Annotated in this window: 30 protein-coding genes; 29 read left to right on the forward strand and 1 reads right to left on the reverse strand. The window is 60.1% G+C overall.

Annotated elements, in window-relative coordinates; all coding sequences use genetic code 11:
• The first annotated feature begins 49 nt into the window (after positions 1 to 49).
• A complete protein-coding gene (locus METLI_RS02165; protein WP_004037677.1) occupies positions 50 to 982 on the forward strand; it encodes a hypothetical protein in 933 nt (310 codons plus the stop codon).
• Positions 983 to 1,218: 236 nt separating this feature from the next.
• Here METLI_RS02165 and METLI_RS02170 read toward each other — a convergent pair whose 3' ends face one another.
• Positions 1,219 to 2,061 (reverse strand): F420-dependent methylenetetrahydromethanopterin dehydrogenase, encoded by an 843-nt coding sequence (locus tag METLI_RS02170; protein ID WP_004037679.1) that lies wholly within the window; start codon positions 2,059 to 2,061, stop codon positions 1,219 to 1,221.
• Between the two features lie 136 nt (positions 2,062 to 2,197).
• Between METLI_RS02170 and METLI_RS02175 the strand changes: the two genes are divergently transcribed.
• The 28 genes from METLI_RS02175 to cmk all read left to right on the forward strand — a co-directional run bounded on the left by METLI_RS02175 (position 2,198) and on the right by cmk (position 17,554).
• Positions 2,198 to 2,602: a Tfx family DNA-binding protein gene (locus METLI_RS02175; protein WP_004037680.1), complete on the forward strand. Its 405-nt coding sequence runs from the start codon at positions 2,198 to 2,200 to the stop codon at positions 2,600 to 2,602.
• A 612-nt stretch (positions 2,603 to 3,214) separates the two neighbouring features.
• Complete coding sequence (rpl3p, locus tag METLI_RS02180) at positions 3,215 to 4,228, forward strand: 50S ribosomal protein L3 (protein ID WP_004037681.1); 1,014 nt, start codon at positions 3,215 to 3,217, stop codon at positions 4,226 to 4,228.
• Positions 4,229 to 4,234: 6 nt separating this feature from the next.
• Entirely contained in the window at positions 4,235 to 4,975 is a 741-nt protein-coding gene (gene rpl4p / locus METLI_RS02185; RefSeq protein ID WP_004037682.1) for a 50S ribosomal protein L4, read from the forward strand.
• 5 nt (positions 4,976 to 4,980) lie between these two features.
• Complete coding sequence (locus tag METLI_RS02190) at positions 4,981 to 5,229, forward strand: 50S ribosomal protein L23 (protein ID WP_004037683.1); 249 nt, start codon at positions 4,981 to 4,983, stop codon at positions 5,227 to 5,229.
• A 12-nt stretch (positions 5,230 to 5,241) separates the two neighbouring features.
• Positions 5,242 to 5,958, forward strand: a complete 717-nt coding sequence (locus METLI_RS02195) for a 50S ribosomal protein L2 (protein ID WP_004037684.1) — start codon at positions 5,242 to 5,244, stop codon at positions 5,956 to 5,958.
• 12 nt (positions 5,959 to 5,970) lie between these two features.
• On the forward strand, positions 5,971 to 6,384 hold the full coding sequence (locus METLI_RS02200; RefSeq protein ID WP_004037685.1) for a 30S ribosomal protein S19: 414 nt from the start codon (positions 5,971 to 5,973) through the stop codon (positions 6,382 to 6,384).
• Between the two features lie 5 nt (positions 6,385 to 6,389).
• The gene (locus METLI_RS02205) at positions 6,390 to 6,851 is read left to right on the forward strand and encodes a 50S ribosomal protein L22 (RefSeq protein WP_048103979.1); all 462 of its coding nucleotides are present in this window, start codon (positions 6,390 to 6,392) and stop codon (positions 6,849 to 6,851) included.
• Between the two features lies 1 nt (position 6,852).
• Positions 6,853 to 7,563 carry a 30S ribosomal protein S3 gene (locus tag METLI_RS02210; RefSeq protein WP_004037687.1) on the forward strand — a complete coding sequence of 237 codons (711 nt, stop codon included), beginning with the start codon at positions 6,853 to 6,855 and terminating at the stop codon, positions 7,561 to 7,563.
• Positions 7,564 to 7,773, forward strand: coding sequence for a 50S ribosomal protein L29 (gene rpmC, locus METLI_RS02215; RefSeq protein ID WP_004037688.1), 210 nt, complete (start codon positions 7,564 to 7,566; stop codon positions 7,771 to 7,773). It abuts the gene before it with no gap.
• Entirely contained in the window at positions 7,770 to 8,045 is a 276-nt protein-coding gene (gene rnp1, locus METLI_RS02220) for a ribonuclease P protein component 1 (protein WP_004037690.1), read from the forward strand. The genes rpmC and rnp1 overlap by 4 nt, the downstream gene beginning before the upstream one ends.
• A 10-nt stretch (positions 8,046 to 8,055) precedes the next feature.
• Positions 8,056 to 8,376: a 30S ribosomal protein S17 gene (locus tag METLI_RS02225; RefSeq protein ID WP_004037692.1), complete on the forward strand. Its 321-nt coding sequence runs from the start codon at positions 8,056 to 8,058 to the stop codon at positions 8,374 to 8,376.
• A 1-nt stretch (position 8,377) separates the two neighbouring features.
• Positions 8,378 to 8,776: a 50S ribosomal protein L14 gene (locus METLI_RS02230; RefSeq protein WP_004037694.1), complete on the forward strand. Its 399-nt coding sequence runs from the start codon at positions 8,378 to 8,380 to the stop codon at positions 8,774 to 8,776.
• 9 nt (positions 8,777 to 8,785) lie between these two features.
• A complete protein-coding gene (gene rplX / locus METLI_RS02235) occupies positions 8,786 to 9,151 on the forward strand; it encodes a 50S ribosomal protein L24 (protein ID WP_004037696.1) in 366 nt (121 codons plus the stop codon).
• On the forward strand, positions 9,152 to 9,874 hold the full coding sequence (locus METLI_RS02240; protein ID WP_004037697.1) for a 30S ribosomal protein S4e: 723 nt from the start codon (positions 9,152 to 9,154) through the stop codon (positions 9,872 to 9,874).
• Complete coding sequence (locus METLI_RS02245) at positions 9,874 to 10,383, forward strand: 50S ribosomal protein L5 (protein ID WP_004037699.1); 510 nt, start codon at positions 9,874 to 9,876, stop codon at positions 10,381 to 10,383. Before METLI_RS02240 ends, METLI_RS02245 begins: the two co-directional genes overlap by 1 nt.
• Positions 10,383 to 10,541 carry a 30S ribosomal protein S14 gene (locus tag METLI_RS02250; RefSeq protein ID WP_004037701.1) on the forward strand — a complete coding sequence of 53 codons (159 nt, stop codon included), beginning with the start codon at positions 10,383 to 10,385 and terminating at the stop codon, positions 10,539 to 10,541. The genes METLI_RS02245 and METLI_RS02250 overlap by 1 nt, the downstream gene beginning before the upstream one ends.
• A 9-nt stretch (positions 10,542 to 10,550) precedes the next feature.
• The gene (locus METLI_RS02255; protein ID WP_004037703.1) at positions 10,551 to 10,943 is read left to right on the forward strand and encodes a 30S ribosomal protein S8; all 393 of its coding nucleotides are present in this window, start codon (positions 10,551 to 10,553) and stop codon (positions 10,941 to 10,943) included.
• Between the two features lie 12 nt (positions 10,944 to 10,955).
• Positions 10,956 to 11,480: a 50S ribosomal protein L6 gene (locus METLI_RS02260; protein ID WP_004037705.1), complete on the forward strand. Its 525-nt coding sequence runs from the start codon at positions 10,956 to 10,958 to the stop codon at positions 11,478 to 11,480.
• Between the two features lie 5 nt (positions 11,481 to 11,485).
• Positions 11,486 to 11,905, forward strand: coding sequence for a 50S ribosomal protein L32e (locus METLI_RS02265; protein ID WP_004037706.1), 420 nt, complete (start codon positions 11,486 to 11,488; stop codon positions 11,903 to 11,905).
• Positions 11,898 to 12,350 carry a 50S ribosomal protein L19e gene (locus tag METLI_RS02270; protein WP_004037707.1) on the forward strand — a complete coding sequence of 151 codons (453 nt, stop codon included), beginning with the start codon at positions 11,898 to 11,900 and terminating at the stop codon, positions 12,348 to 12,350. Before METLI_RS02265 ends, METLI_RS02270 begins: the two co-directional genes overlap by 8 nt.
• A gap of 1 nt (position 12,351) precedes the next feature.
• Entirely contained in the window at positions 12,352 to 12,879 is a 528-nt protein-coding gene (locus tag METLI_RS02275) for a 50S ribosomal protein L18 (RefSeq protein ID WP_004037708.1), read from the forward strand.
• 1 nt (position 12,880) lies between these two features.
• Positions 12,881 to 13,498: a 30S ribosomal protein S5 gene (locus METLI_RS02280; RefSeq protein WP_004037709.1), complete on the forward strand. Its 618-nt coding sequence runs from the start codon at positions 12,881 to 12,883 to the stop codon at positions 13,496 to 13,498.
• Positions 13,499 to 13,960: a 50S ribosomal protein L30 gene (locus METLI_RS02285; protein ID WP_004037710.1), complete on the forward strand. Its 462-nt coding sequence runs from the start codon at positions 13,499 to 13,501 to the stop codon at positions 13,958 to 13,960.
• 5 nt (positions 13,961 to 13,965) lie between these two features.
• On the forward strand, positions 13,966 to 14,391 hold the full coding sequence (locus METLI_RS02290) for an uL15m family ribosomal protein (protein ID WP_004037711.1): 426 nt from the start codon (positions 13,966 to 13,968) through the stop codon (positions 14,389 to 14,391).
• Between the two features lie 25 nt (positions 14,392 to 14,416).
• On the forward strand, positions 14,417 to 15,850 hold the full coding sequence (gene secY, locus METLI_RS02295; RefSeq protein ID WP_004037712.1) for a preprotein translocase subunit SecY: 1,434 nt from the start codon (positions 14,417 to 14,419) through the stop codon (positions 15,848 to 15,850).
• On the forward strand, positions 15,851 to 16,423 hold the full coding sequence (locus METLI_RS02300; protein WP_004037713.1) for an adenylate kinase: 573 nt from the start codon (positions 15,851 to 15,853) through the stop codon (positions 16,421 to 16,423). It abuts the gene before it with no gap.
• Positions 16,424 to 16,425: 2 nt separating this feature from the next.
• Positions 16,426 to 17,025: a DUF106 domain-containing protein gene (locus METLI_RS02305; RefSeq protein ID WP_004037714.1), complete on the forward strand. Its 600-nt coding sequence runs from the start codon at positions 16,426 to 16,428 to the stop codon at positions 17,023 to 17,025.
• Position 17,026: 1 nt separating this feature from the next.
• Positions 17,027 to 17,554 carry a (d)CMP kinase gene (gene cmk / locus METLI_RS02310; RefSeq protein ID WP_004037715.1) on the forward strand — a complete coding sequence of 176 codons (528 nt, stop codon included), beginning with the start codon at positions 17,027 to 17,029 and terminating at the stop codon, positions 17,552 to 17,554.
• The last annotated feature ends 127 nt before the right edge of the window (positions 17,555 to 17,681 follow it).

Here is a 17,681-nt window from a genome sequence, read left to right on the forward strand (position 1 = left end):
TCCGGGTGCATTTATCTGTCCCGGCGTCCCAGACCTTCTTTGAGAGGGTATGTTTTCCGTCGACCATTACGCTGACGGCCGGATCGAGGTCAGACGGGAGGCGCTGACCGGTATTGCCGCACGGATCAGTCCTGAAAGGATACAGCGCGGGATCAGCCCCCCCTATGTGGCGGCGCCCGACGAATCCTGCCCCTTCTGCCCGGGCCGCCTGGAGGCAGAAACGCCCGCATTCGCGGACGGGACCCGCATCCGCCGCGGCGAGAGCGTCACGTTCCCGAACCTCTTTCCTTTTGCCGCCTGGCACACCGTGACCGTGATCACGCGCGCGCATAGCGTCGAGCGTTTCACGGTGGACCAGCTTGCAGACGCCCTCTCCGGCCTTGCCTCGTCTCTTGAGGGACAGGCGGACTACACCTCGATGAACTGGAACTTTCTTCCCTCGGCCGGGGCGAGCATCGTCCACCCCCACATGCAGGGGATCGCCGACCCGGCGCCGACGGCTCTGCAGGGCCGCTACATCCGGGCGTCGGCGGCCTACCGGCAGGAGTGCGGCCGGCGCTACTGGGACGACCTGGTGGACCGGGATTCCGCCTCAGATCGTTTCCTCTTTGAAGACGTCATCCCGTGGTTTGCAAGCCCGGTGCCGGTCGGTGAGCGCGAGGTCCGCGGTGTCCTGCCCGTTACGACGGTGGGGGAGGTCGGCCCCTGCACGAGGCCCCTTGCCCGCGGCATCCTCAGGGTGATCGAGTGCTATCGTTCCCTGGGCACCCGGGCCTTCAATATGGCCGTCTATTTCGGGAAAAAATCCGATGAAGAATCTTTTTCCGCGTTCTGCTCGATCATCGCCAGGATCAACCCGAACCCGGCCTCGATGACCGACTCCGCCTTCATGGAGCGCCTCCACTGCGAGCCGGTGGTGATGACCCTGCCCGAGGAGTTCGGGCGGTATTTCAGGGGCGAGGCTGAGTCGGGCCGGTTCTGACCGGTACCTGTGGTTCAAAAAACTGGCTCTTCTCCATTTCGGGGTGGATCATCCCGGCCTGATCCTCTTACCTGCCCCTCCGGGTTTCACTCCTGCCTGTGGGCGTGCCCCCCCGCTGCCCGCCGCACTATCTATTGCCTGAGAGATCCTCGGCCTTGATGTGCCTGCGCAAAGTCGGGCGAAGGTATCGGGTTGTCTTCAAGAGTGGAAATTCGGAAAAAAAGGTGAATTTGGGTTTACTCGGGCTTGGAGATGAGTGCCGTCTTGGAGACGATGACGCCATCCTTCTTGTGGGGCTTGCGGATGACGGCGTCGCCGGCCTTCTCGATCTCGCGGGCTTCGTCGCAGAGCACTGAGGCCTGGCGCATCATTTCGTGGGCAGAGCAGACGATCGGGATGTACTTCTCCCACTCCTTCGTCATGAAGCAGCCCTTCACGTTGACGCCGGCGACCGCCGAGGCGATCTCGTAGGCGGCGCGTGCCTTTGCAAGGGCGTACGGGTTCGAGAACTCGCCCTCGACCGCCTTGTCGGAGGTCATGACGACCTTCGGGAGGACGAGGTCCGCACCCTTCTTGCCTGCCTTGACCTGGTCGATGACCTTGTCAAGTTCGAACTGGAGCTTGCGGAATGCGCCGGTCAGGGCAAGGACCTTGACCAGGTTGCCGTTGTAGTCGGCCATCTCGATGGGGTCGAGGAACTCGCGGCGGGCGCCGATCATCGAGTCGGCCTTCATGATGATGTAGCCGAAGGTGCTCGCCTTGAGGGCGTCGAACTGCTCCTTCTTCGTGGTGATGTCGTCGGTGATCACGACGACCGGGATGCCGGCCTTGGCCAGTTCCTCACGCGCGCCGGTCGGTCCGGGCAGAACGCCGTTCGGAGAGACGACAACGCAGAAGTCTGGGCCCCATGCCTTCATGTTGGTGACGACGCGGTCGATGTCCTCGGGCTGCAGTTTCGTGCCGGACGTGGCCATAAAGGTCTGCATGTCTTCGCGGTCCGCACGCTCGTCGAGGAGCAGCTCAGCCATGACGCCGCTCGCAATGTTGCCGAGTTTGGCAATTCCTACTTTAACTACCATCTATACACCTCTCAAATTTGAGAACAGACATACTATAAGCGAAATCTGATATAAAGATTGTGAATCCACGCCAGATCCGGTTTCCTCATGGGTTAAATAAAAGTGTTTAAGTGACATGAGGTTCATTGATATTCATATGAAGCAGGGGCTTCTCACCGACAGACAGAAGGAGGTGCTCAGGTACCGGAAGACCGGGCTGACGCAGCAGCAGGTGGCAGATATCATCGGCACCTCCAAGGCAAATGTCTGCACCATCGAGAAGGCAGCGTACGAGAATATCGAGAGGGCGAAAGAAACGCTCGAATTCCTTTACACTCTGGACTCGGATCACCTCTGCACGATCAAGGCCGGGACCGATCTCTTCGACGCCTCGTCAACGATCTTCGAGGAAGCGGAAAAACTCGGGATCAAGGTAAAGTACAACACCATCGAACTGATCAACCGCATCCACGACTCGAACCCCGGCCGTTTCAGGGCGCGCTATGTCCGTGAAGACGTCGAGGTCTATATCAATAAAGAGGGCGACCTCTTTTTTGGCTGATGGTTCTCTTTTCTCCCGGCCTTTCCGGTGCATACGGGAAGGTTTATATTCGTTTCTGAAGAATAATTAAAGAACCGGAGACGATGGTATCCTGTACAACCGGACACAGAACAATGGCCGTATGGTGGTATGACGGCCATTCTGTAACCGTTTGACGGATAAACCGGTCTGTTCCCCAGGCGGGGGGCAGGCTGTGATGCCCCGGCTGCCCCTTATGGGGGCACAACCGAGAAGGACTCTAATCCAGTCCCAAGGAGCTGACAGACGCTGGATCTGATCCGTGTAATGGGCCTCCGCCCGTGCAGGCGAGCCCGGCCGGCCCCGTGCCGGCATGCACAACGATCAGGATCTCTTCGCGAGACGAGGTATTCCGGTGCACACCGGAATGATCTCCATGACATGGAGACCGCGACCCACGGCACATCACTCCCGACACCACCGCAGCAGGACTCCAGATGATCTGCTGCGCGGAAGAAGCGTGCCCGTTCGATCTGTCCGGACCCCGGTAACGGGGCGAGGAGTGGGCCGGTCCCCGTTCGCAAGTGTTTGCGCAATCCTGAGCAGGAAACCTGGGATTCTCGGAGAGAACCAAAGCAGAGGATTGATAGGAACATGGCGAATATACACAGGCCACGCAGGGGTTCCCTCGCATACAGCCCGAGAAAACGGGCGAAGAGCCAGGTACCGAAGTACCAGTCCTGGCCGGAGCATAAGGGCGAGCCCGTGCTCCAGGGTATTGCAGGCTATAAGGTAGGGATGACGCACGTCATCATGGTGGACGACCACAAGAGCAGCCCGACCGAGGGGCGCGAGATCATGGTGCCGGTCACCGTCGTCGAGGTCCCGAAGATGCGGGTCGCCGCTGTGCGCGCCTACGTCACCGACTCCTACGGGCGTCACCCGCTGACCGAGGTCTGGGCCGAAGAACTCGACCCGCTGCTTGCAAAGAGGGTCACCCTGCCGAAAGAGCACGACCGCGAGGCCGTCCTCGGAGAGATCAGGGAGCGCCTCGCCGCAGGCCAGGTCAGCGACATCGTTGCGCTGGTCTACACCCAGCCGGCCGCCACGACCGGTGTCCCCAAGAAGGTGCCCGAGCTGATGGAGACCAGGATCGACGGCACTTCAATCGAAGGCTGTTTTGACCTTGCCACCTCGCTCCTCGGCAAAGAGATCGACCCGCTCTCCCTCGTGTCAGAGGGCCAGTACGTCGATGTCACGGCCATCACCAAGGGCAAGGGCACCCAGGGCGCAGTCAAGCGCTGGGGTATCCAGGTCAGGAAGAGAAAGCACTCCCGCGGCGGCAAAAAGCGTCACATCGGCAACCTCGGCCCCTGGAACCCGCACCACGTCAGGTGGCAGGTCCCGCAGATGGGTCAGCTGGGCTACCAGCAGAGGACCGAGTTCAACAAGCGGATCCTCAAGGTCGGCACCGACGGCCCTGCCATCGTGCCCGAAGGCGGTTTCCTCCACTACGGCATCGTGCGGAACTCCTATATCATGATCAAGGGTTCCATTCCCGGACCGGCAAAGCGGCTCATCCGTATCCGCCCGGCGATCAGACAGGGCGAGCACGCCATCAGGGCGCCCGCCGTGAACTATGTCAGCCTGGAAAGCAAGCAGGGGTGATCAGGAATGAAAGCAAATGTCAGATCAATCGACGGATCGGTCGTACGCGAGATGGAGCTTCCGTCAGTCTTTGAAGAACTCTATCGCCCTGACCTGATCAAGAAGGCCGTCCTCTCCATTCAGAGCACCCGGCTCCAGCCCCACGGCGCGCACCCGTTTGCAGGCATCAGAAGCTCGGCAGTCGGCTGGGGGTCAGGCCGCGGTGCATCGCACGTCCCCCGTCTGAAGAACGGGTCGAGAGCTGCAAAGGTTCCGCAGGCCAAAGGCGGTCGTGAAGCGCACCCGCCAGTCACGGCAAAGATCCTCGTCAAGAAGATCAACAAGCAGGAAAAATGGGCTGCTCTGCGTTCGGCCATCGCCGCAACCGCAGTATCCGAACTCGTCGCCGCCCGCGGTCACCGCTTCGAGGGTGAAGTGCCCCTCGTCGTCGACGAATCGTTCGAAACCCTCGGAAAGACGACCGACGTGATCAACGCTCTCACCGCCCTTGGCGTCTATGCAGATGTCGAGCGTGCAAAAGAGAGCAAGAAGGTCAGGGCAGGCCGTGGCAAGATGCGTGGCCGCCGGTACAAGCAGCGCAAGAGCCTTCTGATCGTCACCGGCGACGAGCCGCTCCGTGCAGCCCGCAACCTCGCCGGCATCGACGCGGTCAGCATCTTTGACCTCGACACCGAGATGCTTGCGCCGGGCACGCACGCCGGCAGGCTGACGCTCTGGACAGAAAGCGCCCTCAAGAGGATGGAGTGATATCGATGGTGCTCAGGCATCCGTATGTGACGGAAAAAGCGATGATGATGCTCGAGAACGAGAACAAGGTTCAGGTTCTCGTGCAGAAGTCTGCCTCCAAGGACGAGATCAGGCGCGAGATCGAGAAGACCTTCGACCAGAAGGTGGCATCGGTGCGGACCATGATGACGATGAAGGGCCAGAAAAAGGCAGTCGTCAGCTTTGAAAATGAGAAGGCCGCCGAGGAGATCCTCAGTCGGCTCGGTGTCATGTAAGGTGGTGAAGAGATGGGACATAGAATTATCAGCCAGAATCGTGGGCGGGGCGGCCCGACCTATCGGTCACCATCCCACAAATATAAAGCCGAGCTGAAGCACGTCTGCAAGAATAACGAGGACCTCGTCGGCCGTATCATCGATATCGAGCACGACCCGGCGCGCCACGCGCCGATCGCGCGCGTCGAGTTCGACGGCGGCAGGAAAGAGTACGTCCTGGTGACCGAAGGCATGGGCATCGGCGACGAGGTCGCCTGGGGTGCCGCGGCTTCTGTCCGGAACGGCAACACCCTGCTCCTGCGCGACGTCCCGATCGGGGCATACGTCTGCAACATCGAATCACGGCCCAACGACGGCGGCAAGTTCGTCCGCGCCAGCGGCGTTCAGGCGATGATCGTCGGCAAAAACGCCGGCAAGGTAGCAATCCAGATGCCCAGCGGCAAGCAGAAGTGGTTCAACGAGATGTGCCTGGCCACGATCGGCATTGTCGCCGGTGGCGGACGCGGCGAGAAGCCGTTTGTCAAGGCCGGCAACAAATACCATAAGATGAAGTCGCAGGCCCAGAAGTGGCCCAGATCGTCCGGTCTGAAGATGAACGTCATCGACCACCCGTTCGGTGGCGGTGGCCACCAGCACTGTGGAAGGCCCAAGACGGTCGCTCGCGGCACGTCGCCAGGTCGTAAGGTCGGGTCTATCGCTGCCCGCAGGACTGGCAGAACAAAGAAGTGAGGAGGGGATTGAATGGCAAAGAAAACGCAGAAGCGGTTACCGCGGCGACGTGAGGAGTTCACCTACCGCGGCTACAGGATTGAGGACCTCCAGCAGATGGGAGCGAGCGAGCTCGTCTCCCTGATGCCGGCCCGGGCGCGCCGCAAGGTCACCCGCGGGCTGTCGAGAGATCATGAGAACTTCCTTGCAAAGGTGCGCACCGGCGACGAAGCCGTCCGGACCCACCTGCGCGACATGATCATCATGCCCGAGATGGTCGGCAAGACGGTTGAGATCCACAACGGCAAGGAATTTGTCGCCGTAGAACTTCAGCCCGAGTCGGTCTTCCACTACCTGGGCGAGTTCGCCCTGACCAGAAGGAGAGTCTCCCACGGAACGGCCGGTATCGGTGCGACCAGATCCTCCAAGTACGTACCCCTGAAGTGATGGCAATGGCAAGGACTGGATATTCACTGCAGATCGAGGGGGAGAACCTCGCTCGCGCCAAGGCGAACGAGCTCTCCGTTTCCCCGAAGCACTCCATTGAGATTGCCCACTTTATCAGGGGCATGAAAGCCGACGCCGCCCTCGCATATCTCGAGGACGTCGTCGCGAAGAAGAAGGCGATCCCGTTCAAGCGGTTCAACAGGGACGTAGCCCACAAGAGAGGGCTCGTCGGCTGGGACGCCGGCAGATACCCGGTAAAGGCATCAGGCGAGTTTATCACCCTGATCAACCAGGCGAAGAAGAACGCCGAGTACAGCGGCCTTGACGCCGAGAACCTCGTCATCGTCCACGCCGCCGCCAACCGCGGCCGTGCCGGGCGCGGCGTCTTCCCGCGTGCGATGGGACGCGCCACCCCGAAACGGCGCGAGACCGTGAACATCGAGCTGATCCTCCGGGAGGTGGAGTAAGATGGCAATTGAGCGTAAATTCGTCAGTGAAGGCGTCACCAGGGTCAGGGTCGAGGAATACCTCTCCCGGGAACTCAAGCGCGCCGGCTACGGCGGCATGGACATCGTCCGCACGCCGATGGGCACCCAGGTGACGATCTTCGCCGAGAAGCCCGGTATCGTCATCGGGAAAGGCGGCAAGCTCGTCAGGCAGCTCACCCAGGACCTCTCGACCAACTTCAACCTCGAATCCCCGCAGGTTGAGGTTCAGCAGGTCGCGAACCCGAGCGTGAACGCCCAGATCATGGCCGAACGCCTTGCCACCGCCCTTGAGCGCGGCTGGTACTTCAGAAAGGCCGGGCAGAGCACGATGCGGCGCGTCATGGAATCGGGCGCACTCGGCTGCGAGATTGTGCTCTCAGGCAAACTGACCGGGGCAAGGTCCCGCGTCCAGAAGTTCCTTGAGGGATATGTCAAGCACTGCGGCGAACCGAGCATCACGATCGTCGAGAAGGGCTATGCCATTGCCATCAAGAAACTCGGCATCATCGGCGTCCAGGTGAAGATCATACCGGGCGACGCAAAACTCCCCGACCGCTTCGAAGTTCTTCCGCCCAAGCCGTATTCGGCGGAAACGGTTGAAGAGTCCACCAATATCGGCGACGACGTCGATGCCGAACTCGCAGAGTTTGAGGACAAGGTCCCTGAGACCCTGATCGAGGGGGAGCAGTAAATGGCAATCTTCAGAGCGCACGAAGTCCGCCAGCTCAGCGACGTTGAGCTTGGGGAACAGCTCCAGAAACTGAAGCTCGACCTGATGCAGTCGCGCGGCAAGGTCAGCGCCGGCGGTGCCCCGGAGAACCCCGGGCATATCCGCGTGGTGCGCAGGACAATCGCCCGGATCATCACCGAGCAGAACGCGCGGAGGACCAAACAGGCATGATCGCCCCGCAGACCCTCCTCAGGCACGAACTCATCGGGCTTGCAGTCTCTTTGGTGAAGGCCAGGAACCCGACGCATGTCGGCATTTCGGGCCGGATTGTAGATGAGACTCGCAATATGCTGGTGATCCTCTCCCGGAACGGGGAAGTGCGGGTGGAAAAGAAAGGCAGCGTCTTTCTCTTCACCCTCCCTGACGGGACACGCGCCGAAGTGGATGGGTCTGCCCTTGTGGCACAGCCTGAAAAACGGATCAGCATGCGCAAAACGAAATAGAGGATAGATAATGGCGAGAAACATTGGGTTAAACGTCCCGCTTCCCGAGAAGGAATGCAGTGACGTGAATTGTCCGTTTCACGGCACCCTGCCGGTGCACGGCCAGGTGATCACCGGCAAGGTCGTGAGCAACCGTATGAACGGGACGGTCGTTGTCGGACGGGATTACCTTCACTTCGTGCAGAAGTATAACCGTTACGAGAAACGCTCCTCGAAATATCATGCTCACCTGCCTGGATGCATCGACGTTCAGATCGGCGACACCGTAAAGATCGCCGAGTGCCGCCCCCTCTCCAAGACAACGAACTTCGTTGTGGTTGAGGTGATCTGAAATGAAGGCAAAAATCTCCCGGATTCCACGAGCAGTCCAGACCGGGACGAAGCTGATCTGCGCCGACAACACCGGTGCCAGGGTCGTCGAGGTTGTCTCGGTCGACGGCTACCACGGTGTCAGGAGAAGACAGCCGAAACTCGGTATCGGTGACGTGGCAACCGTCTCCGTCAAGAAGGGCACGCCCGACATGCGGCGCAAGCTCATCAAGGCGGTCGTCATCAGACAGAGGAAAGAAATGCGCCGGCCAAGCGGTCTGCGTGTCGGCTTCGACGACAACGCCGTCGTGATCATCGACGAGCGCGGCGAGCCCAAGGGCACCGAGATCAAGGGTCCGGTCGCCCGTGAGGTCGCAGAGCGGTTCCCGAAGATCGGATCGACCGCCACGATCATCGTGTGAGGTGTGTGTATGGTACGAATTGCAAGCAAGCAGCCAAGAAAACAGCGCAAGGCGCGCTACAATGCACCCATGCACCAGCGGAGCCGGTTCCTGTCCGCGCCCCTTGCCGTGGCGCTGAGAGGAGAGTACAAGAAGCGTAGCGTCCGTGTCGTCACCGGCGACACGGTAACGGTGCTCCGCGGCGACCATGCCGGAACCGAGGGCGTCGTCGACGGTGTCAACACGAAGACCGGCACCCTGCTGGTCCACGGCGTCACCGTCACCAAGACCGACGGCACCGAAGTGCCCAGGCCGGTGAACGCCTCCAATGTGATAGTCACCAAACTGAATGTCAAAGACCCCCGCCGGGTGGCGAAGCTGGAGGAGAGGAAGTAAATGTCATATCATCTGAAGAGGCTGACGGCTCCCGTCTCCTGGCATATCGCCAAGAAAGAGGAGAAATTCGTCACGAAGACCAGCCCGGGTCCGCACAGCGGCGCTGCAATGCCGGTCGCCGTATGGCTCCGCGACAAGATGGGCCTTGCCGGGAACATGAAGGAGGTCAAGCGCATCCTTAACCAGCGGCAGGTCATCCTGAACGGTAAACCGGTCACAGACCCGAAGCTCGGTCTCGGGATCTTTGATATCATCTCGATCCCGAAGATCGGCAAGCACTACCGTGTCCTGACCGACAAGAAGGGGCGCATGGTCACGATCGAGATCGACGCCGAGGCCGCAAAGACCCGTCTCTGCAAGATCCGGAACAAGAGTATCGTCCGCGGCGGCAAGGTTCAGCTGAACCTCCTGTACGGTGCGAACCTCCTTGCGGACAACACCTACCACCCGAAGGACTCCATTGTGGTCACCCTTGAGGGCGAGAACCGCTTTGCGATCGTGGACCACTTCCCCTTCGCCATCGGAAACATGGCGATGGTCATCGGCGGGAAGCATTCCGGCAAGGTCGGCAGGATCAGCGAGATCCGTGTCGCCGCCGGCAGCATCCCGAACCGCGTGATCCTCCAGGACAAGGACGGGGAAACCTTCGAGACAGTCGAGCAGTATGTCTTCATGATCGGAAGAGAGACGCCGGCAATCGCTGAATGGGGGATTGAGGGCTGATGACAAATCCGATGCAGGCAGTCCACATCGACAAGGTCGTCGTCCACATGGGCGTCGGCGAGAGCGGTGACCGGCTTGTCAAAGGCGAAGATATCATCAGAGCGATCACCGGTGGAAACCCGGTCCGCTCGATTGCAAAGAAGACCCAGCCCGCGTTCGGGATCAGGAAGGGCGCACCCATCGGTGCGCGTGTGACCCTGCGGGGCGCAAAGGCCGAGACATTCGTCCAGACCGCCTTCAATATCATCGAGCGCAGGATCGGTGCGTCGGCAATCGACCGCGAGGGGAACTTCTCCTTCGGCATCGAGGAGCACACCGACTTCCCGGGCCAGAGCTACGACCCGCAGATCGGCATCTACGGGATGGACGTCAACGTCATCCTCGAGAAGAAGGGTGTGCGCATCGCCCGCAGGAGAGTCGGACCGCGCAAACTCCCGGCAAAGCAGCGCGTCTCTCCCGAAGAAGCGATTGCCTTTCTGACCGAACAATATGGGATGGAGGTGCAGTGATGGCAGATGAGGTACAGGATAAGAAATTCGGACGCGGCGCAAATGAGTGCCGGATCTGTGGCCGGAAGCAGGGCCTTGTCCGCAGGTACAACATCATGTTCTGCCGGCAGTGTTTCCGTGAGTGGGCTCCCAAGATGGGCTTTAAGAAGATGAACTGAGGTGAAGAAATGGCACGACTGAATACAATTGCAGATGCGATGAGCGCCATCAAGAACGCCAGCGACGGCGGGAAGCCCTCAGTTATCATCGAGCCCGCGAGCAAACTTATCGGCTCCATGCTCGGGATCATGCAGGAGAGCGGCTATATCGGTGAGTTCGAGTACGTCGAGGACGGCCGCGGCGGTCAGTTCAACGTCGGGCTCGTCGGCAGGATCAACCGGTGCGGTGCGATCACGCCCCGTTTCTCCGCGACGGCCGATGAGATGGAAGGATGGGAAAACAGGTACCTCCCGGCAAAGGGGTTCGGTCTCCTGATCATCTCGACCTCTCAGGGCGTCATGTCGCACGAACAGGCACGCCGTGCTGGAATTGGCGGCGAACTTCTGGGGTTCGTCTACTGAGGTGAGAGAGCAATGGTAGTTGAGAGAAGAGTTACCATCCCTGCCGGGATCACGGCAGCCTTCACGAACTTCACCATGGCGGTGAAAGGTCCGAAGGGCGAGCTCACGCGGGACATGCGTTACCCCGGCGTCAATGTCGCCATCACCGATGGCGAGGTTGTCATCACCACCGAGTCAGGCAGAAAACGGGTCATCGCCATGGTCGGCACCTACGCGGCGCATGCGAAGAACATGTTCGACGGTGTTGCACAGGGCTATGAGTACAGGATGAAAGTGGTCTACTCCCACTTCCCGATCCAGCTCAAGCTCAAGGGCGATATCCTTGAGATCAACAACTTCCTTGGTGAGAAACAGGCGAGATACGCCAGGATCTCCCCGGGCGTCAAGGTCGCGATCGGCAACGATGAGGTGACCATCACCGGCATCAACAAGGATCTCGTCGGAGCGACCTCTGCGAAGATTGAGCGGGCGACCAAGGTCCGTAAGCGCGACACGCGGGTCTTCCAGGATGGAATATACATCGTAGAAAAGGCGTGATGCAGATGGCAGACAACAAGATTCGTTTAATCCGTGTCCGGTCGGCGAAGACCGGGTGCAAATTCCAGCGCCAGTGCCTCCACGCAAAGAAGAAGCTGGAAGACACCTGGAGAAGACCCCGCGGTCTTACCAGCAAGCAGAGGAGGCAGTACAGGGCGAAGGGTGCCCACCCGCAGGCTGGCTACAATGCCCCGATTGCGGTGCGCGGCATGCACCCGTCCGGCTACTTCGAGGTGCTCGCATACAATCCCTCTGACCTTGAAGGACTCGATGCAGCCACCCAGGCGGTCAGGATCGCCGGTGGCGTGGGCAGGAAGAAGCGCGGCGAGATCCAGCAGAAGGCGATCGCGGCCGGCCTCAAGGTGCTGAACGCAAAGAACCTCGCGCCGGCAGTGGTTGAAGAGGAGGCTGAGGCTGATGAGTGATCTTTCGACGCAGAAGCGTATCGCGGCGGCAGTCCTGAAGTGCGGTGTAAACCGCGTCTGGCTCAACCCCGAGCGTCTCTCTGACATTGAAGCGGCAATCTCCAGGAGCGAGATCCGCGAGCTGGTCGCCGAGGGCGTCATCAAGGCAGGCGTTGTGAAGGGGAACAGCCGCGGCCGCGCCCGTATCAGGGAAGCGAAGCGGTCGTACGGTCATAAGAAGGGTTATGGCCGCAGGAAAGGCAGTGCGGGTGCCCGCACCCCCTCGAAGAGGCAGTGGATCATGAAGATCCGGGCGATCCGGTCGTCGCTGCGCGAGATGCGCGAGGACGGCACGGTTGACCGCCGCACCTACCGGACCCTCTATCGGAGAGCCGCAGGTGGACAGTTCAGGAGCAGGGCGCACATGAAAAGCCATGTGGACATGATGAAAGGGAGGACAGAGTAATATGGCAACTGGAGCACGGTATTTTGTTCCCTTCCGCAGAAGGAAGGAGGGCAGGACCGACTACCACGTGCGTACGAAACTCCTGCTCTCAGGGATCCCGAGAATGGTTGTTCGCAGGACCAACCGCCAGATCATCTGCCAGCTTGTGGTGCCGGGCGACCAGGGCGACCAGACCCTTATTTCTGCATACTCTGCAGAACTGAAGGCGTTCGGGTACGAGGGTTCGTTCTCGGGCACCCCGGCGGCATATCTGACCGGGATGCTCTTTGCGACCAAGGCGCTTGCAGCCGGTTATGAGGAAGCGATCCTCGATATCGGTCTTGCACGGGCACAGAAGGGCGCCCGCGTCTTTGCGGCGCTGAAGGGCGCGGTCGAGGCCGGGCTTGAGATCCCGCACGGCGAGTCGGTTCTCCCTGACGATGAGAGGACCAGTGGGGCGGTCATTGCAGAGTTCGCTCCTGAAAGGGCCGGAAACCTGGTAGAGAACGTTGAAGAAGTGGCAAAGGCCATCATGAAGGAGCAGGAGTGACATGGCATACGAACAGCAGCCCTGGATCCCGCTGACCGGCCTCGGCCAGGCGGTCGCATCCGGCGAGATCAAGAGCATCGATGAGGTGCTCGAGAGCGGCAAGCCCATCAGGGAGCCCCAGATCGTCGATGCGTTCCTTCCCGACCTCGAAGACGAGGTCATCGACATTTCCATGGTCCAGAGGATGACCGACTCAGGTCGGCGCGTCAAGTTCAGGGCCGTGGTCATCGTCGGAAACCACAATGGTTACATCGGTTTCGGGCAGGGCAAGGACGCACAGGTAGGAAACGCAATCCGAAAGGCAATTGATGATGCAAAGACCAATGTCATCAAGGTACGCCGCGGCTGCGGGAGCTGGGAATGCGGGTGCAATACCAGGCACTCGATCCCGATGCAGGTGAAGGGCAAGGCCGGCTCGGTCCGTGTCACCCTGATGCCGGCACCGCAGGGTATCGGCCTCGTCACCGGTGAAGTGGGCAAGAAGGTGCTCGACCTTGCCGGCGTCAAGGATGTCTGGGCGTTCTCGAGCGGGAACACCAGGACGACGATCAACTATGCCAAGGCGACCTTCTATGCGCTGAAGGCGACGAACATGATCCGGTCCGGGGGAGCAGAGTAAATGTTTGCAGTAGTGCAGGTGCGCGGTGTCGTCAATACCCGCGCCGACATCAAGGACACGCTGAAGATGCTCCGCCTCCACCATATCAACCACTGTGTGATGGTCCCGGACACCCCGGCATACATGGGTATGATCCGGAAGGTCAAGGACTATGTCGCCTATGGCGAGGTGGACGAGAAGGCCGTGGCGACGGTCCTTTCGACCCGCGGCCGTCTGACCGGAAACCTGAAGCTCACCGACGAGTACGTCCGCGCTCACTCCTCGTTCTCAGGGATCGAGGAGTTTGCGGCGGCGCTCTGCCGGGGCGAGGCAACGATGCAGGACATCCCTGATCTGAAGCCGGTCCTCCGTCTTCACCCGCCGAGAAAGGGATTCAGGACGATCAAGCGCACTTTCCAGCAGGGTGGAGCGCTTGGAAACTATGGTGAGGAGATCAACGATCTTCTCTACAGGATGAGGTGAAAGAGATGCCCACGAATACACGCTCAAAATACCGCGGAACGCGGACCTGCGGCGGCGGCACCCATAAGAACCGCCGTGGGGCGGGCAACCGGGGCGGGAGAGGCAGGGCAGGACACCGGGACCACCGGTGGAGCCGCTTCCTCCTTGCAGGACAGGTCCACAACGGGAAGAACGGTTTCGTCAACCCCGGCCAGACGAAGGTGTCTGTGCTGGACGTCGGCGAGATCGATCAGGTCGCTGAGTTCCTTGTCCAGGCCGGCTTTGCCGAAGAGGAGAGTGGCGTCATCGCCATCGATCTCGCCGACCTCGGCATCGAGAAGGTGCTCGGCAGCGGGCAGGTCACCCACGCCCTGAAGCTGACCGCAGGATCGTATTCAGCGCAGGCAAAAGACAAAATTGAGGCGGCAGGCGGTCAGGCACTGACCGTCTGATCGTCTCATTTTTTTAGGAGGAACCATGGGGAATCTGCTGGATAGAATGGAGCCTTTGCTTGCGGCGATGCCGGCGGTGAAGTCTCCGGAGGGGCATGTCCACTTCAAGAACAAACTGATGTGGACCGCTGCGATCTTGTTGCTGTATTTTTTCCTGACAAACATACCCGTCTTCGGCCTGGACGCCAGTTCGCAGGACGTGTTCCAGTATTACCGTGCTCTTCTTGCCGGTGCGAGCGGGTCTATTGTTCACCTTGGTATCGGGCCGATCGTCACGGCGTCCATCGTTCTGCAGCTCCTGAAAGGCGCTGACCTGATCCAGATCGACACCAGCGACGCTCGTGGCCAGGTTCTGTACATGGGGCTCCAGAAGCTTCTCATCTTCGTCATGATCGTCCTCGAGGCGGCTCCTAACCTCTTCGGCGGATTCCTGGTCCCTGATGCTGCAATAGCCTCCGCGTTCTTCGGAGGGAACACCTTTGCACTTTCGCTCCTGATCTTCCTGCAGATCTGTCTCGGCGGCGTTCTGATCTTCCTCATGGATGAGGTGGTCACCAAGTGGGGTGTTGGCTCAGGCGTCGGCCTCTTCATTATCGCGGGGATATCCCAGAGTCTGGTCAACGGCTTCTTTAACTGGTCGGCAGTCTCTGACCCGTATCCGGTGGGCTTTTTCCCGAGGCTGTTTTCCATCGGCATATCGGGCGGGAACTATCTCCAGTATTTCGGGACCGATCTGCTGGCCTTTGTGACGACGATCGCCATATTCCTGATCGTTGTGTATGTGGAGTCGACGCGCATCGAGATTCCGCTCGCTCATGCCCGCGTCCGCGGTGCACGGGCGCGGTTTCCCGTGAAGCTCATCTATGCAAGTGTGCTGCCGATGATCCTGGTCCGTGTGCTCCAGGCAAACGTCCAGATGATCGGCATGTTCCTCTCGAATGTCGGGATCACCATCTTCGGCCGGTTCGACGGGCAGGCGCCTGTGGACGGGCTGATGTGGTTCCTTGCCCCGGTGAACGGGCCGACCGACTGGATGTGGTGGATCTCCGATCTCGGTCATGCACCCTGGGAGATCATCCTCCGTCTCGGCATCGATATGGTGTTCATGGTCGTCGGCGGTGCGATCTTCGCGCTGTTCTGGATCAAGACCGCCGGTCTCGACTCGAAGGACGTTGCCCGGCAGATCCAGCTCTCGGGCATGCAGATCCCGGGCTACCGCCGCAACACCCAGGTGCTGATCAAGTACCTCGACCGCTATATCCCGCGCGTCACGGTGATCGGCGGTGTGTTTATCGGACTCCTGAGTGTATTTGCAAACCTCTTTGGTGTGATAGGTGCAGTGAGTGGTACAGGATTGCTGCTTACTGTCAGTATCACGTACCGCCTCTATGAAGAGGTGGCGAGTGAACAGATCATGGAAATGTATCCGTTCATGCGGCAGTTCTTCGGGAGAGAATGAATGGCTGGAAAGAGAGTGATCATTACCGGAGTTCCCGGCGTCGGGAAGACCACGGTCATTGAAGAGTCCATGAAGCGCCTTGCAGAGGAGAATGTCCCCTACAGGGCGATCAATTTTGGCAGCTGCATGTTTGAGACCGCGAAGTCCGAGGGTTTTGCTGAAGACCGGGACCAGATGCGCAACCTCGACCGCGATGTCCAGAAGGACCTGCAGAAACTTGCTGCCCGGCGGATCGGTGCGATGGAGGGGAATATTATCATCGACACCCATGCGTCGGTGAAGACGCCGGCAGGCTATCTGCCCGGTCTTCCCGCCTGGGTGCTCACCGAAATCCACCCTGATACCGTCGTGCTCGTCGAGACCGACGAGGACCAGATCTTAATGCGGCGGATGGGCGACGAGAGTCGCCGGCGCGATGCCGAAGGGTGCCGCAGCATTGCCGAGCATCAGGCGTTCAACCGCGCCTTTGCGGCGTCGTATGCGATGATGACCGGGTGCACCGTTCATATCGTCCGGAATGAGAATTTCCTGCTCGATCACGCGATCGACGCACTGGTGGCCGTGCTGAGGTGAGGATGGCGCTCAAGGATCATGGCGGCACGATCGCAATTGTCTTCACCATGCTGATAATGATCTCGTACGGCATCCCTTCAATCAGGGACGGTGTCGGCGGGGCGATGAATCTTATCTTCGGCCCGATGATCGATGATTGGAAGATCCCGTTTTTTGTGCTGATTCTGATCCTGTCTGCGATCACCGGCCTGTACTCCTCGTTGATCCAGAAGTACACCATCGATTACGAGAGGATGCAGCGCGTCCAGGCGAAGATGAAGGAGTTCCAGAAGGAGTTCCGTGAGGCGCAGCTTGGTGGCGACGAGAAGAAGATCAAGAAACTTGAGGCGAAGCGCGACCGTATGATGCAGGACCAGATGGAACTCTCCAAGCAGCAGTTCCAGCCGATGGCATATATCCTGCTGGTTTCTGTTCCGATCTTTTTCTGGCTTCTCTACCGCCTGCCCTCGGTGACCCAGACGATGACCCTGCCGTTTGCCGGGATGGTCAACTTTCAGGAGATGATCCTGGGGTTCTTCCCGATCTGGATCCTCTGGTATATGCTCTGCTCTCTTGCTATCAGTCAGGTGATCAGGAAGTCGCTCAATATCGGGGGTCTGTAGAGTGCGGATCACCATCAGCGGGCCGCCCGGGAGTGGCACGACGTCACTTGCCCGGTATCTTGCCGGGAAGCACGGCTACCGGGTGATATCGGCGGGAGAGATGTTTCGGGCGCTGGCGCAGGAGCGCGGCATGTCGCTCGCTGCGTTCGGTGCCCTTGCCGAGTCCGATCCCTCGGTGGACAAACTGATCGATGCGCGCCAGAAGGAGACGGCCGAGGCGGCTGACGATATTGTTGTCGAGGGGAGGCTGTCTGGCTGGATGGTCTCGAACGCCGACATCAGGATCTGGCTGACGGCGTCTCCTGAGTGTCGTATCGGGCGCATCTCCTCGCGGGACGGCGAGGAGGAGGAGGCTGCACGCCTCCATACGGAGGAGAGGCAGGCCTGCGAGCGGACCAGGTATCTGACGTATTACGGGATCGATATCGAGGATCTCTCGGTGTACGATCTGGTGCTCAGTTCGGAGCGCTGGAACGTCGAGGGCCTCGGGGCGATTGCGGACGCGGCGATCGCCGCGTCCATCCGCTGATCTCTTTTTTGGCTCTTTTCGATTGCGTTTTGCAGTTCGGCTTCAGGAGCGCCTGTTTTGGGATTCTCTGCATCTCGTTCGATGGGGAGAAATTGCCCCTGTGCGGCTCTTCCTTCCTGTCAGGGCG

The sequence above is a fragment of the Methanofollis liminatans DSM 4140 genome (assembly GCF_000275865.1).
Classification (GTDB): domain Archaea; phylum Halobacteriota; class Methanomicrobia; order Methanomicrobiales; family Methanofollaceae; genus Methanofollis; species Methanofollis liminatans.

Excerpts from the sequence above, each read along its gene's own strand:
- METLI_RS02280 (WP_004037709.1), top strand. The coding sequence starts at position 12,881 with ATGGCATACGAACAGCAGCCCTGGATCCCGCTGACCGGCCTCGGCCAG.
- METLI_RS02240 (WP_004037697.1), top strand. The coding sequence starts at position 9,152 with ATGTCATATCATCTGAAGAGGCTGACGGCTCCCGTCTCCTGGCATATC.
- METLI_RS02305 (WP_004037714.1), top strand. The coding sequence starts at position 16,426 with ATGGCGCTCAAGGATCATGGCGGCACGATCGCAATTGTCTTCACCATG.
- METLI_RS02200 (WP_004037685.1), top strand. The coding sequence starts at position 5,971 with ATGGCAAAGAAAACGCAGAAGCGGTTACCGCGGCGACGTGAGGAGTTC.
- METLI_RS02260 (WP_004037705.1), top strand. The coding sequence starts at position 10,956 with ATGGTAGTTGAGAGAAGAGTTACCATCCCTGCCGGGATCACGGCAGCC.
- METLI_RS02270 (WP_004037707.1), top strand. The coding sequence starts at position 11,898 with ATGAGTGATCTTTCGACGCAGAAGCGTATCGCGGCGGCAGTCCTGAAG.
- rpl3p (WP_004037681.1), top strand. The coding sequence starts at position 3,215 with ATGGCGAATATACACAGGCCACGCAGGGGTTCCCTCGCATACAGCCCG.
- METLI_RS02225 (WP_004037692.1), top strand. The coding sequence starts at position 8,056 with ATGGCGAGAAACATTGGGTTAAACGTCCCGCTTCCCGAGAAGGAATGC.
- METLI_RS02285 (WP_004037710.1), top strand. The coding sequence starts at position 13,499 with ATGTTTGCAGTAGTGCAGGTGCGCGGTGTCGTCAATACCCGCGCCGAC.
- METLI_RS02195 (WP_004037684.1), top strand. The coding sequence starts at position 5,242 with ATGGGACATAGAATTATCAGCCAGAATCGTGGGCGGGGCGGCCCGACC.
- METLI_RS02165 (WP_004037677.1), top strand. The coding sequence starts at position 50 with ATGTTTTCCGTCGACCATTACGCTGACGGCCGGATCGAGGTCAGACGG.
- rnp1 (WP_004037690.1), top strand. The coding sequence starts at position 7,770 with ATGATCGCCCCGCAGACCCTCCTCAGGCACGAACTCATCGGGCTTGCA.
- METLI_RS02230 (WP_004037694.1), top strand. The coding sequence starts at position 8,378 with ATGAAGGCAAAAATCTCCCGGATTCCACGAGCAGTCCAGACCGGGACG.
- METLI_RS02210 (WP_004037687.1), top strand. The coding sequence starts at position 6,853 with ATGGCAATTGAGCGTAAATTCGTCAGTGAAGGCGTCACCAGGGTCAGG.
- METLI_RS02255 (WP_004037703.1), top strand. The coding sequence starts at position 10,551 with ATGGCACGACTGAATACAATTGCAGATGCGATGAGCGCCATCAAGAAC.
- rpl4p (WP_004037682.1), top strand. The coding sequence starts at position 4,235 with ATGAAAGCAAATGTCAGATCAATCGACGGATCGGTCGTACGCGAGATG.
- rplX (WP_004037696.1), top strand. The coding sequence starts at position 8,786 with ATGGTACGAATTGCAAGCAAGCAGCCAAGAAAACAGCGCAAGGCGCGC.
- METLI_RS02170 (WP_004037679.1), bottom strand. The coding sequence starts at position 2,061 with ATGGTAGTTAAAGTAGGAATTGCCAAACTCGGCAACATTGCGAGCGGC.
- METLI_RS02275 (WP_004037708.1), top strand. The coding sequence starts at position 12,352 with ATGGCAACTGGAGCACGGTATTTTGTTCCCTTCCGCAGAAGGAAGGAG.
- METLI_RS02190 (WP_004037683.1), top strand. The coding sequence starts at position 4,981 with ATGGTGCTCAGGCATCCGTATGTGACGGAAAAAGCGATGATGATGCTC.
- METLI_RS02300 (WP_004037713.1), top strand. The coding sequence starts at position 15,851 with ATGGCTGGAAAGAGAGTGATCATTACCGGAGTTCCCGGCGTCGGGAAG.
- rpmC (WP_004037688.1), top strand. The coding sequence starts at position 7,564 with ATGGCAATCTTCAGAGCGCACGAAGTCCGCCAGCTCAGCGACGTTGAG.
- METLI_RS02245 (WP_004037699.1), top strand. The coding sequence starts at position 9,874 with ATGACAAATCCGATGCAGGCAGTCCACATCGACAAGGTCGTCGTCCAC.
- secY (WP_004037712.1), top strand. The coding sequence starts at position 14,417 with ATGGGGAATCTGCTGGATAGAATGGAGCCTTTGCTTGCGGCGATGCCG.
- METLI_RS02265 (WP_004037706.1), top strand. The coding sequence starts at position 11,486 with ATGGCAGACAACAAGATTCGTTTAATCCGTGTCCGGTCGGCGAAGACC.
- METLI_RS02205 (WP_048103979.1), top strand. The coding sequence starts at position 6,390 with ATGGCAAGGACTGGATATTCACTGCAGATCGAGGGGGAGAACCTCGCT.
- METLI_RS02250 (WP_004037701.1), top strand. The coding sequence starts at position 10,383 with ATGGCAGATGAGGTACAGGATAAGAAATTCGGACGCGGCGCAAATGAG.
- METLI_RS02290 (WP_004037711.1), top strand. The coding sequence starts at position 13,966 with ATGCCCACGAATACACGCTCAAAATACCGCGGAACGCGGACCTGCGGC.
- METLI_RS02175 (WP_004037680.1), top strand. The coding sequence starts at position 2,198 with ATGAAGCAGGGGCTTCTCACCGACAGACAGAAGGAGGTGCTCAGGTAC.